The 13,018-nt window shown below is 47.0% G+C and carries 11 protein-coding genes; 8 read left to right on the plus strand and 3 right to left on the minus strand.

The genetic code is table 11. The features are described 5' to 3' along the window. Nucleotides 1–8 precede the first annotated feature (8 nt). From glgB to cls, 5 genes are all read left to right on the plus strand, one after another. Nucleotides 9–2,015, plus strand: a complete 2,007-nt coding sequence (gene glgB / locus A8709_RS14185) for a 1,4-alpha-glucan branching protein GlgB (protein ID WP_065853027.1) — start codon at nucleotides 9–11, stop codon at nucleotides 2,013–2,015. Next, nucleotides 1,958–3,106 carry a glucose-1-phosphate adenylyltransferase gene (locus tag A8709_RS14190; protein WP_065853028.1) on the plus strand — a complete coding sequence of 383 codons (1,149 nt, stop codon included), beginning with the start codon at nucleotides 1,958–1,960 and terminating at the stop codon, nucleotides 3,104–3,106. The genes glgB and A8709_RS14190 overlap by 58 nt, the downstream gene beginning before the upstream one ends. A gap of 6 nt (nucleotides 3,107–3,112) precedes the next feature. Further along, nucleotides 3,113–4,222 carry a glucose-1-phosphate adenylyltransferase subunit GlgD gene (gene glgD, locus A8709_RS14195; RefSeq protein ID WP_065853029.1) on the plus strand — a complete coding sequence of 370 codons (1,110 nt, stop codon included), beginning with the start codon at nucleotides 3,113–3,115 and terminating at the stop codon, nucleotides 4,220–4,222. Nucleotides 4,223–4,267: 45 nt separating this feature from the next. After that, nucleotides 4,268–5,698: a glycogen synthase GlgA gene (gene glgA / locus A8709_RS14200; protein ID WP_065853030.1), complete on the plus strand. Its 1,431-nt coding sequence runs from the start codon at nucleotides 4,268–4,270 to the stop codon at nucleotides 5,696–5,698. 119 nt (nucleotides 5,699–5,817) lie between these two features. Continuing rightward, complete coding sequence (gene cls, locus A8709_RS14205) at nucleotides 5,818–7,272, plus strand: cardiolipin synthase (protein ID WP_065853362.1); 1,455 nt, start codon at nucleotides 5,818–5,820, stop codon at nucleotides 7,270–7,272. Between the two features lie 70 nt (nucleotides 7,273–7,342). Here cls and A8709_RS14210 read toward each other — a convergent pair whose 3' ends face one another. After that, nucleotides 7,343–7,771, minus strand: coding sequence for a VOC family protein (locus A8709_RS14210; RefSeq protein WP_065853031.1), 429 nt, complete (start codon nucleotides 7,769–7,771; stop codon nucleotides 7,343–7,345). 169 nt (nucleotides 7,772–7,940) lie between these two features. Continuing rightward, nucleotides 7,941–8,426: a MarR family winged helix-turn-helix transcriptional regulator gene (locus A8709_RS14215; RefSeq protein WP_084224928.1), complete on the minus strand. Its 486-nt coding sequence runs from the start codon at nucleotides 8,424–8,426 to the stop codon at nucleotides 7,941–7,943. Between the two features lie 130 nt (nucleotides 8,427–8,556). Between A8709_RS14215 and A8709_RS14220 the strand changes: the two genes are divergently transcribed. Further along, nucleotides 8,557–9,498, plus strand: coding sequence for an NADP-dependent oxidoreductase (locus tag A8709_RS14220; RefSeq protein WP_244163190.1), 942 nt, complete (start codon nucleotides 8,557–8,559; stop codon nucleotides 9,496–9,498). Nucleotides 9,499–9,667: 169 nt separating this feature from the next. Here A8709_RS14220 and A8709_RS34090 read toward each other — a convergent pair whose 3' ends face one another. After that, complete coding sequence (locus tag A8709_RS34090; protein ID WP_141692529.1) at nucleotides 9,668–9,847, minus strand: hypothetical protein; 180 nt, start codon at nucleotides 9,845–9,847, stop codon at nucleotides 9,668–9,670. A gap of 552 nt (nucleotides 9,848–10,399) precedes the next feature. Between A8709_RS34090 and A8709_RS14225 the strand changes: the two genes are divergently transcribed. Next, complete coding sequence (locus A8709_RS14225) at nucleotides 10,400–11,374, plus strand: ABC transporter substrate-binding protein (RefSeq protein ID WP_065853032.1); 975 nt, start codon at nucleotides 10,400–10,402, stop codon at nucleotides 11,372–11,374. A gap of 28 nt (nucleotides 11,375–11,402) precedes the next feature. Beyond that, nucleotides 11,403–12,968, plus strand: a complete 1,566-nt coding sequence (locus A8709_RS14230) for an AraC family transcriptional regulator (RefSeq protein ID WP_141692530.1) — start codon at nucleotides 11,403–11,405, stop codon at nucleotides 12,966–12,968. Nucleotides 12,969–13,018 lie beyond the last annotated feature (50 nt).

Consider the following 13,018-nt stretch of genomic DNA (forward strand, 5'->3'; position numbering starts at 1 on the left):
GGGATAATGTGGGAGCAAATGTTGGAATACCCAGCTCCGAGGATTTGTTTCTGCTTCATGAAGGATCCCTGTTCCACAGTTATCGTATCTTAGGGGCACATGTTAGCAAAGAAAAAGGGCATGAAGGCGTACGTTTCGCCGTATGGGCACCGCATGCCAAAGATGTTTATGTTCTTGGCGATTTCAATGAATGGCAAACGGGCGAACATGCAATGAAGAAGATTAGTACGCTAGGCCTCTGGATGATATTCATTCCGGAAGCGAGTGAAGGCGACTATTACAAGTACGAAATCCATAGCCAAACGGGTCAAATTTTGTTAAAAGCAGATCCATATGCCTTCTATTCAGAGTTGCGTCCTGGTACGGCATCGCGTGTTGTCGATTTGCATGGGTATGCGTGGCAGGATCAGGCTTGGCAACAGAAGAAGAAAGAAACGCCAGCTTACAATAAGCCGCTTTCCATTTATGAAGTTCATCTGGGGACTTGGCGTAAAAAGGATCGAGCAAGCGAAGAATTGTACACGTATCAACAATTAGCGGATGAATTAGTCGACTATGCTGTCGACATGGGCTACACCCATATCGAGGTCATGCCGTTAGCGGAGCACCCATTTGACCGGTCTTGGGGCTACCAAGCCACGGGGTATTACTCCGTAACGAGCCGTCATGGGGAGCCAAAGGATTTCATGCGATTCGTAGATCGCTGTCATCAGCAAGGTATCGGCGTCATCATGGATTGGGTGCCAGGCCATTTTTGCAAAGACAGTCATGGACTTCGCATGTTTGATGGAAAACCGTTATATGAATATGAGGACCCTCGCAAAGCAGAGAAGCTGGAGTGGGGAACACTGACCTTCGACTTCGGCAGACCAGAGGTGCAAAGCTTTTTAATCTCAAATGCCGTATTTTGGATGGACATGTATCATATGGATGGCATACGCGTGGATGCTGTCGCCTCCATGCTGCATCTTAATTTCGGCAGATGGAACGAAGCGCCTATCCGCAACCAACTTGGCGGTGAGGAGAATTTGGAAGCTGTTGCTTTCATCCGCAAGCTGAATCAAGTGGTCTTCTCCTATTTTCCAGATGCGCTGATGATGGCCGAAGATTCAACAGACTGGCCGCTGGTAACAGCTCCTGTCCACGAAGGCGGGCTGGGCTTTAACTACAAGTGGAATATGGGCTGGATGAACGATATGCTCAAGTACATGAAGCTGGATCCGATCCACCGCAGGTACAATCACAAGCTGATTACCTTCTCGTTCATGTACGCCTGGAGTGAGAATTATGTGCTTCCGTTATCGCATGATGAGGTTGTGCATGGCAAACGATCACTCCTCCATAAAATGCCAGGTGACTATTGGCAGAAATTTGCTAATCTAAGAGTATTATATGGTTACATGTCAGGGCATCCAGGTAAAAAACTGCTCTTCATGGGCAGTGAATTCGGTCAGTTTGATGAATGGAAAGATATGGAAGAACTGGACTGGTTTCTGTTAGAAGATTATGAGAAGCATGTTCAGATGCATCATTATGTGAAGTCGCTTAATCATTTTTATTTAAATGAACCAGCGCTATGGCAGCTGGATCATGATCCAGCTGGCTTTGCATGGATTAATCCCCATGACGAGAGCCAAAGTGTTGTCACGTATTTACGCAAAGGGAATTTGCCGGAGGATGAACTTATTCTCGTGTGTAATTTTACACCTGTCGTTCATCCGGATTATCGGATCGGCGTTCCAAAATTAGGGGTTTATGAAGTTGTTTTCAATAGTGATGCTGCCGAGTTCGGTGGTTCAGGGCAGGGGAATTCGCTGCCAATCACCAGTGTTGTTACGTCCATGCATGGCCAGCCCTATACCTTAGCTCTATGTATTCCGCCGCTTGCGGCTGTCTATATCAAGTGTGTGAGTGAATTCCAAACAGAGATTGACGAAGTTGAAGGGGGAAATCAAATATGCGCAGTAAAGAATGTGTTGCCATGCTCCTCGCTGGAGGAGAAGGGCGTCGATTAGGCGTACTAACGAATAATTTAGCCAAGCCTGCTGTTCATTTCGGCGGCAAATATCGCATTATTGATTTTACTCTCAGCAATTGTACGAATTCAGGGATTGATACTGTAGGTGTTCTTACGCAATATCAGCCACTCGTGCTTAATACGTACATCGGAATTGGAAGCTCTTGGGATCTTGACCGTAAATATGGTGGTGTAACTGTGCTGCCACCGTTCATGGAACAAAAAGGCGGCGACTGGTACAAAGGGACCGCAAATGCGATCTATCGCAACATTGGATTTATCGAGCAATATGATCCGGAATATGTCTTGGTCATCTCGGGTGACCATATTTATAAAATGGATTACGACCTCATGCTGGCCTATCACAAAGAGAAAAAAGCGGATGCTACGATCGCGGTTATCGAAGTGAAATGGGAAGAAACAAGCCGTTTCGGCATTATGAGCGTAAACGATAAGCAAGAAATTACCGAATTCGCAGAAAAGCCGAAGGAAGCTAATTCCAACCTGGCTTCGATGGGGATCTACATTTTCAACTGGAAAGCATTGAAATCCTATTTGCTGGAAGATGAGGCGAATCCGGAGTCGAGTAAAGATTTCGGTAAAGATATCATTCCGATGATGCTGAAGGATGAAGCGAGAATGTTTGCTTATCCATTCCAAGGCTATTGGAAGGACGTCGGTACGATTGATAGCCTATGGGAAGCGAATATGGACCTTTTGGATGATAATAATGAACTTAACTTAAATGATAAAGACTGGCGTGTGTATTCTCAGAATCCGTACCAGCCTGCTCAATATGTAGCACCTACAGCGAATATCAAACGTTCTTTGGTCAATGAGGGCTGTGCGATATTCGGCGATGTTGATCATTCCGTCCTTTTCTTCGGTGTTCAAGTTGGCGAGGGCAGTCAAATTACGGATTCCGTCATCATGCCAAATGCGAAGATTGGGAATAACGTCACAATTACTAAAGCTATTATTGGTGAAAATACAGTCGTTGAAGATGGCGCAGTTGTCGATGGGCATGGTGAAATTATTCTTATCGGTGGGAATGAACGGGTAACAGGCAATGCTAATCAGAAGGGATGATGTCAGATGAAACACGTGATGGGAGTCATTAATTTAGTCAATGAACCGGATGATTTGGAGGAACTGACTTACTTCCGCTGCCCGGCATCAGTACCTTTTGGCGGTCGTTATCGGTTAATCGATTTTTCCTTATCGAACATGGTGAATTCTGGCATTGATAATGTGGCCGTGTTCACACAGCACAAGTATCGTTCATTAATGGATCATTTGGGTTCTGGAAAAGAATGGGATTTAGACCGCAAGCGCGGTGGACTTTTCGTACTTCCTTCCGTACTAAATGAGCCTACTGGAATCTCACGCGGCGATTTGTATCAATTCTATAGCCATCGTGACTATTTCTATCGCGGTAAAGAAGAGTTCGTCATAATTTCCCGCTCTCATATGGTCTGCAATTTGGATTTACGCGATGCCGTACGTTATCACGAAGATATGCAAGCGGATATTACCGTGATTTACAAGCAAACGGATGAAGAAGTTCATGGCAAATTCCGCCGCATGGCTGTCAAAGATACAGGTCAAGTGACGTTGATGGAAGATCAAAATGGCAGATTGCGTACGAATAACATTTCGATGGAAATGTACATTATGAGCAAAGCGCTCCTTCTCGATATGGTGGAGTCCTGTCTAGCTCAGGGCTACGATAATCTGGTGCGTGATGGCATTATGAAAAATATTGATAAATTGAGCGTATATGGCTACAAATTTGAAGGCCATTTGGGTATCGTGAACTCAATCCAAGGCTATTACAAGCACAGCATGCAACTACTGAATCCAGCTATTTGGCGGGAGTTGTTCTTCCAGAAGAACCTGATTTTCACCAAGGTTAAGGATGAACCGCCTGCGAAATATCTAGAATCAGCCGCTGCCAAGAATGCGCTTATCGCGAATGGCTGCCAGATCGAAGGCAAAGTGGAGAACAGTATCCTGTTCCGCGGTGTGAAAATTCGCAAAGGCGCCTACGTGAAAAATAGTATCATTCTGCAAAACTGCGAGATTGAGGAGAACGTAATTATCGAGAATGCGATTCTTGATAAAGATGTCTTCATCAGCCGAGGCCGTGTCTTAACAGGCGACAATAAAGCGCCTTTCATTGCAGCGAAAACCAAAGTGATCTAATGGTTCGTTAGCTCCGTGGACCACCAAAGTTGGAGGAGTGGCTAGATGAAAATACTGTTCGCGGCTTCGGAGGCCGTGCCTTTTATAAAGACAGGCGGACTCGCTGATGTGATCGGTTCCTTACCAAAGGAGCTGACGCGTCAGGGATTGGACGTTCGAGTTATTTTACCGAAATATGGAGATATTCCGGCTAAGTACAAAGATGAAATGACGCATGTCGCAGCATTTGATGTGTATCTCGGCTGGCGGAAGCAATACATCGGGATTGATACGCTGGTGATGGACGGGGTGACGTTTTATTTCGTCGATAATGAATTTTACTACAAACGGCCTGGGATTTATGGCTATGGGGATGAAGCGGAGCGATTCGGCTTCTTCTGTCGAGGCGTGCTCGAAGCGCTGCCTCAGCTCGAATTCCAGCCTGATGTGATTCATTGCCACGATTGGCAAGCAGGGATGATACCTGTTTTGTTGAAGGCGCATTATCAACAGCTCCCTTTCTACAGTGGGATCAAAACGATGACGACGGTGCATAACCTGAAATACCAAGGTGTGTTTGGCCAAGAAGTTTTCAAAGATTTGTTTGGATTGTCGGATGATCATTTTTCAGGAACTGCACTTGAGCTGCACGGTGGTGCAAGCTTTCTGAAGGGCGGGCTCTTGTATTCGGATCAGATTACGACGGTAAGTCAGACGTATGCCGAAGAAATTCAGACACCGTACTACGGTGAGTTCCTGGACAGCCTGCTGCGTCATCGCAAAGATCAATTAACAGGTATCGTGAATGGGATTGATTACGATGTTTTTGATCCGATGACAGATCCAAATCTGGTTGTGAATTACCGGGATTCCTTGCCGAAGAAGCAGTTGAATAAAACAGCGCTCCAGGAGCGCCTAGGACTTCCTGTGGATGGCGATATTCCAATGATTGTATTGGTGACTCGTTTTGTTCAGCAGAAGGGATTAGACCTCATCCAGCATGTGCTGAGAGAGATATTGGCTCTGGACATCCAACTTGTCGTACTAGGGACAGGTGAACCTGCGTATGAGCAAATGTTCCGAAATGCGGCGCTAACGCATCCTACGAAAGTATCAGCGCATATTTATTTTGATGAGGGATTAGCTCACCAATTTTATGCGGCTTCAGATTTATTCTTAATGCCTTCGCAGTTCGAACCTTGTGGGATTGGGCAATTGATCGCTCTTCGCTATCGATCTGTCCCGATCGTACGCGAGACAGGTGGTTTAAAGGATACGGTGCAGCCGTATAACGAGTTTACAGGAGAAGGTACAGGCTTCTCGTTCACGCATTATAACGCACACGATATGCTGCACAGCATCCGGCGCGCGGTTTTCTTTTACAAGAATGATCGGGAAAGCTGGTTGAAAATTCAGCAGAATATGAAAAAAGGTGACTTCAGCTGGCGGAAATCCGCACAGCAATACATCACACTTTACAAGGAAATGACCACATAAAGGGTTGCGAAGGACCTCCTGATTCGAAAGAATGAGGAGGTTTTTTCCGTATTTATGAAATTTCAGGTATAATAGATGGGCAGTTAGAGTTCAGAGGTTTGGAGTGATACGCAGTGGGTATGGATTGGGTCTCGCATTTCTTGACATTTGTTTTCGTCGTTAATATATTATTAGCCCTCACGGTCGTGTTCCTTGAGCGTCGGAATGTGGCCGCAACGTGGTCATGGTTAATGGTGCTATTATTCATTCCTATTCTGGGGTTCCTCCTCTATGTGATGTTGGGACAGAATTTGAGTAGGCGGAAGTTGTACAAATGGAATAAACGGATGCTGGAACGTGTCCAGAACGTGACGGCCGAGCAGCGATTACAGCTGATGGATGGCAGTTTTCCTTATCAGGATCCGATGGTAAGTGAGTATCGATACCTGATTTACTTGAATGTGGCGACGAATGATTCTGTATTGACGCAAGATAATGATGTTACCATTTTCACAGATGGGGTAGACAAGTTTGATGATTTAATGACGCATCTTGAAGCTGCGAAGTCGCATATCCATATGCAATATTATATTGTGAAAAATGATACGCTCGGTAGGCGGATTATGGAGATCCTTACGCAGAAGGCAGCAGAAGGGGTTACGGTGCGCTTTCTTTATGATGACATCGGCTCGCGTACGTTGAAGGATTCTTTCTTCCGAGAGTTCATCAAAGCTGGTGGGCAAAAAGCGGCATTCTTTCCTTCACGAATTCCCTTCCTGAACTATCGGGTCAATTATCGGAATCATCGTAAACTCGTTATTATTGATGGACAGATCGGCTATATTGGTGGATTTAATATCGGGAATGAGTATTTGGGTTTAGACCCGAAGTTTGGCCATTGGCGGGATACACATCTCCGATTGAAGGGGAGTGTAGTACTTGCTTTACAGAACCGGTTTGTCCTAGATTGGAATTTGGCATCAGCAACACCTATGGAAGTGGTGAGTCATTACTTTCCGCTAGTTAAAGAGAAGGATGTGCAAGGACAAGTCCCCATGCAAATTGTGGCGAGCGGGCCGAATGAGACATGGCCGCATTTTGTCTATACGTTTTTGAAGCTCATTCATATGGCCAAAAACCGCATATTGCTGCAAACGCCGTATTTTATCCCAGAAGAGAGTATGCTGAATGCCTTAAGGGTGGCTGCACTGTCCGGGATTGATGTGCGGATTATGATTCCTTTGAAAGCTGATCATTTATTTGTACACTGGGCTTCTTTATACTATGTAGGTGAGTTGCTTCGAGCAGGTGTGAAATGCTATCTCTATGATTACGGTTTTCTACATGCCAAAACAATCATTGTGGACGGTAAAGTGGCTTCGGTGGGAACCGCGAATTTCGATATTCGCAGTTTGCGGCTTAATTTTGAGACAAATGCGCTAATGTTCCATGAGGAGACGGCGAAGAAGCTGGAAAGTACCTTCTGGACAGATATGGAAGGCTGTATGGAGCTGACCCTGGAAGAGTATGAGAAAAGGTCACTGCGTATCCGGTTTTTGGAGTCGATCTCGAAGCTGATTTCACCGATTTTATGAAAAAGGGATTGCGAAGCCTCACATGTGAGTGGGCTTGCAATCCTTTTTTTGGGTAATATTCGTTTAGAAATTAATAAGGATTCGAACCATCTTCGTAGTTAAACTGCCAAAGAATGCCGAACTTATCTACGACTTGGCCATATTTTTTGCTCCAAGTGGTTTCTTGCAGTTCCATAGCAACGGTGCCGCCTACTTTTAGCTTGTGGAAAGCATTTTCAATTTCTTCCAAGTCAGCACTGACAAGTGAAAGTGTGATGTTATTACCAACGGTGTAAGGCATGCCAGGGAATGTGTCTGAGAACATGATATCGCTGCCGCTAATTTTGAGTCGAGTGTGCATAACACCATTTTTCGCTTCTTCTGGAAGCGGGTAATCCGGGTGTGCTGGCGCGTCGCCAAACGTCATGATTTTTGGAGCTGGCTGGTTAAATACTTCAGCATAGAAAGTTACAACTTCGCGAGTGTTTCCAGGGAAATTTAAATAAGCATTAACTGACATAGCCATTCTCCTCTTAGTGTGAAATTGGGACAATCCCCCTATATTCTACCATTATATGCTTTGAAAATCCAAGTTTGAGTATTGTAAATTTTGGGGGAGTAAATAGACAGGTTCTAAATGAATCAAGGTAAGACTAAATCATGAAGCTCTCGCTTAGCTAAAGGATTATTTACAAGGTTAAAAGCAAATTTAGAAGCTGTCTTCTTCCTTCTGGTGGCAAATCTTGAAGTACCTGTTCAGAGGCCAGACTCATGGCTGCACGTGCTTTGGTAATCAAGGCAGGAGCGATTTCCGTTAATTGAAGGAAGGTTGCACGGCGATCATCGGGGTCAGAAGTGCGAGTCAGCATCTTCTCCTGTTCGAGCGCATCAACAAATTGTGTGACTGTGCGGGCTTTGATTCCTAATTTCTGGGCTAGCTCGGACATCCGAATAGTGCCTGCTTCTTCAATGGCAATGAGAACACGTACGCGCGGCCCCGTCAAGTAGGCGGGGATGCCGAGCGAAGACAGATGATCTTCGAATTGGGTGTGAAGCCGATGAGTTGTGCGAATGAGCAGCTGTAAGACATCTCCAGCAGATGGGGGAGATGCAGCATGGCTGGAGGCTATATGGTCAGTTGATGGATCGGTATGGTTCGTATGAGTTGGTTTCATAGTCCTCCTTGACACTTGGAAAAATGCTGAGTATACTCATTATTAGTTGAATTAGTGAGTATACACAATATATATAGTATATCAGAAAAGAATAGGGTATGGAAATTGGGATGGAGGAGGCTTGGCTAAGATGAATGAAATCGGTATGGGTACTTTGATGCAAGCAGTAAGGTATCATGAATTTGGTGAGGTTGATGTGTTGCACTTGGAGCATATTCCTGTTCCTCAGCCGCAGGCAGGGGAAGTGTTGATTCGTGTGTATGCAGCGGGCGTGCTTCCTGTTGATTGGAAAATACGAAGAGGTCTATTCCCAATGCCGGTGCAATTCCCGGTTATTCCAGGAACTGCGTTCTCAGGAGTCGTAGTTGGACTAGGCGAAGGTGTGTCCAAATGGCAGATTGGGGAGTCCGTGTTCGGGCGCAGTACAAAGGGAACTTATGCGGAGTATACGACCGCACCGGAGGATGTGATTGCTCGGAAGCCAGCTTCAATTACTCATGAAGAAGCGGCTACCTTGTCAGGCGGGGCCACCACTGCGTGGCGCGCAATTGTCTCGGAAGGCAACGTGCAGCCGAGAGAGCGGGTCTTGATCCACGGCGCCGCAGGCGGCGTAGGGTTGTTCGCCGTGCAATTCGCGAAAGGGATCGGCGCCGAGGTTATCGGTACCGCGGGAACTGCGAATGTGGCTTATGTGAAATCACTTGGTGCCGACCAAGTGATTGATTATACGGCCGAGCGATTCGAAGAGATCGTGAGGGATGTTGATTTGGTCCTTGATACGGTCGGCGGGGAGACATTAGCGCGAACATGGTCAGTTTTGAAACCAGGCGGGCGACTGGTGTCGATAGCGGGACAACCGCCAATGGAGAAAGCCAAGCAGGCAGGCATCCAGGTAATTCGTCCTGGCGTCGCGACTAGCGGGGATTTAAAGGCGATAGCGGAGTTGATCGAGGCAGGCAAACTGACGATCAACATTGAGATGAGCTTCGCGCTAGCCGATGTGCGTCAAGCTCACGAGAAAAGTCAAACCGGCCATGGGCGGGGCCGGGTTGTGCTTCGGGTGCGGGACTAAGATGAAACACGGATCCGGCCGGGTCTGTAACGCCACAAAAGGGCGTTACAGCGATCCCCGCGAGCGAAGCAAGGATGCCGCCGGGTCTGTAACGCCCCAAAAGGGCGTTACAGCAGTCTCGGCGAACGAAGCACGGATCCCGTGGGGACTGTAACGCCCGAAAAGGGCGTTACAGCAGTCCCCGCGAGCGAAGCAAGGATGCCGCCGGGTCTGTAACGCCCCAAAAGGGCGCTACAGCAGCCCCCGCGAGCGAAGCAAGGATCCACCCCGGGTCTGTAACGCCCAAAAAGGGCGTTACAGCAGCCCCCGCGAGCGAAGCAAGGATGCCGCCGAGACTGTAACGCCCCAAAGGGCGCTACAGCAGCCCCCGCGAGCGAAGCAAGGATGCCGCCGGGTCTGTAACGCCTCAAAATGGGCGCTACAGCAGCCCCCGCGAGCGAAGCGCGGATCCCGCCGGGTCTGTAACGCCCCAAAAGGGCGTTACAGCAGTCCCCGCGAGCGCAGCAAGGATGCCGCCGGGACTGTAACGCCCCAAAAGGGCGTTACAGCAACCCCCGCGAGCGAAGCAAGGATGCCGCCGGGCCTGTAACGCCCCAAAAGGGCGTTACAGCAGTCCCCGCGAGCGAAGCAAGGATGCCGCCGGGTCTGTAACGCCCAAAAAGGGCGTTACAGCAGTCCCCGCGAGCGAAGCACGGATCCCGTGGGGACTGTAACGCCCGAAAAGGGCGTTACAGCAGTCCCCGCGAGCGAAGCACGGATGCCGCCGGGACACTCAATTTGATACAATCGTGCGGTCACTCTTCGAAAAGTCAGCATTTTTAGGTATTCACAAAGAGAGGATTGTCCTATATACTCCTAATTATCGATAATGATTATCAGTATCATCTAGGGGGATATAAACATGTTAAAAGCAAGACATTTACTCAACGTTTCAGCGGTTTTACTCGTTTCATCACTATTTCTAGCCGGGTGTGGTGCCGGAACCGATAGCAAGAGTGCAGCTACGACGACACCTGCGAGCACTGCTCAAGCAACAGCTAGTCCAGCAGCCAAGCCTCAAGAACGCATTTTGAAGGATGCGATGGGTCATGAAGTGAAGATTCCAGCCGAGCCAAAGCGCGTCCTTGCTCCTTTCTTGGAAGACGGGCTAACAGCTATTGGTATTAAGCCAGTCGCACAGTGGTCAGCAGGTGGCGAGCCGCAGCAATATTTACAAAATGTCCTTGCAGGCGTGCCTGTCCTTGACATGATGGGTGGACTTAAACCTGAGCAAGCGTTAAGCAACAACCCCGATCTTATTATTTTAGCTGCACCGTCATATATCAAAAATGGCACTTATGAAGATTTCTCCAAAATAGCACCAACCTACGTGCTCTCCAATGATGAGACTGACTGGCGTGGAAATGTTGCTAAACTAGGTGAAGTACTTGGCAAATCCAGCGAAGCAGATCAAGCCATTAAGAAATATGATCAGAAGCTAAACGATTCGAAAGATAAGATTACGAAAGCCGTAGGCAATAAGTCGGCCGTCTTGTTCCAATCGGCAGAAGAAAAAGGCTTCAAATTATTCGGGGCAAATTTCTATAGCGGCAGGCTGCTCTATCAGGGCTTTGGATTTAAACAGCCTAAGCTGTTGAAAGGTGATTACGATACATATTCCCTGGAAACTTTGGCACAATTAGACGATGTTGACTACATATTTGTGCTTTCTGGTAAAGGTCGCGCGAAACCTCCAGTAGATAATCCGCTTTGGAAGCAGCTGCCTGCTGTGAAGCAAGGACATGTGTTTGAAGTGGATTCCGGTCATTGGTTTAATCAGAACGTGATTGCGAACCAATTGATCATTGACGATGTTCTTCGCTATGTGGTGAAGTAGTTTGGAGATCTGGTACAAGCTTACGAGCATGGAACGAATCATGGTAAAAGACTTGAAATGGCCCGTTGAGCGAGATTTTATCGCCGCGGGTTCCTTGCTTTTACTCGTTTCTGAGACGCCGGAAGGGCGCATTGTTATTAATGGCAAGTTCTTTCCTTTGCGTGCGGGCACCGTTTTTATTTGCAGACCCGGGCAATTAGTAGAAATCGGGATGCCTTCAGATGAAGAGCAGGGGATCTATGTCATTCGTTTTCAAGCAGTAACGTTACAGCACATAGGTGAGCCCGAATCGAGCGTGCGTCCTGTTCATACGTTCCCTGGTGAAGGCGATGTCATCCAGCTTGCCCCTTCGGTGGTTCTTCCTTTAGTCAAAATGATCAGTTCGAATTGGCAATCAGGCCATATGGCAGAAAGCTTTCGAGCAGAAGCAGGTTTTTATGAATTGCTGAGTTTGATTTTGCAAAATGAAGAACACAAAACCGCGATGGCGCTGGAATACGCGAAATTTATGCTTGAGCGTGATTTTGCCGAGGATGTAACCATTGAAGGGTTGGCTGTGACTGCCGGTTTAAGCCGGTTTCATTTTATGCGGCTATTTAAGGAGAAATTCGGCAAAGGAGTTATTGAATACGTAACCGAATTGCGCCTCACGAAAGCCAAAGAGCTGATGCGCGAGCACCCGGATAGTTCTATCCGCGAGATTGCCTTTCAAGTTGGCTACAAGAATGAGATTTATTTTAGCAATAGCTTCAAGAAACATATGGGGATGGCACCTGCACTGTATTTGAAAAACTCGAAAATCAAGGTTGCAGCCTATAGTTGGGTCAATATTGGTCAGCTTTTAGCGCTGCAAGTGATTCCATTCGCTGCGCCGATGGACCATTATTGGACGGATTACTATCGAAGTAAATTTGGCTATGACGTGACAGTACCTCTAAGCCATCACTATGATTTCAATCGAGAGGCACTTTCGCAATCTCGACCTGACTATATTATTGGTATTGATGCGTGGATTCCAAATGAAGAACAAGTGAAGCTGGCTCAACTTGCTCCTACGTTATTCGTGCCATGGGACCAAAGCTGGCGTCAACATCTGAAGCTTATTGCTGACTTTATTGGTAAAACGAAGGAAGCTGAGAAATGGCTTCAAAGCTATGAAAAGAAAGCAGCTGAAATAAGAGCAACGCTCGCAACTGCGTTTCAAAGTGAAAGCGTGCTTGTCGTTCACCTTCATCACAAAGAAATCCTAGTGTGGGGGCGTCAAGCGGGTACCGTTTTATATGATGATTTGAACTTTCAACCAGCAAAACTGGTGGATCAATTTCAATGGACGAAGTCCATCTCTCTTACTCAATTAGCCGATTATGAGGCTGATCATATTGTGTTGAATATATCGAAGGATCCTGTTTCACAAGCGCATTGGGCAGGACTCTCCAAGATGTCGTTATGGCGGGAACTTCCTTCCGTGAAGCGGGAGAAAGTTCATACAACACCGGGCTTTTCGGGCTGGGAATCACCATGGAATGAGTACACCGCATTCAATCATGAGCGTTTCCTCCAGCAAATGGTACAAATCATGAATCCAGCAACGTAATCGTAGGCTGGATTTTTTTTATGAGATCAGCTGTTTATTTTTGTTCTATT

Source organism: Paenibacillus pectinilyticus, from assembly GCF_001700435.1.
Taxonomy (GTDB): domain Bacteria; phylum Bacillota; class Bacilli; order Paenibacillales; family NBRC-103111; genus Paenibacillus_E; species Paenibacillus_E pectinilyticus.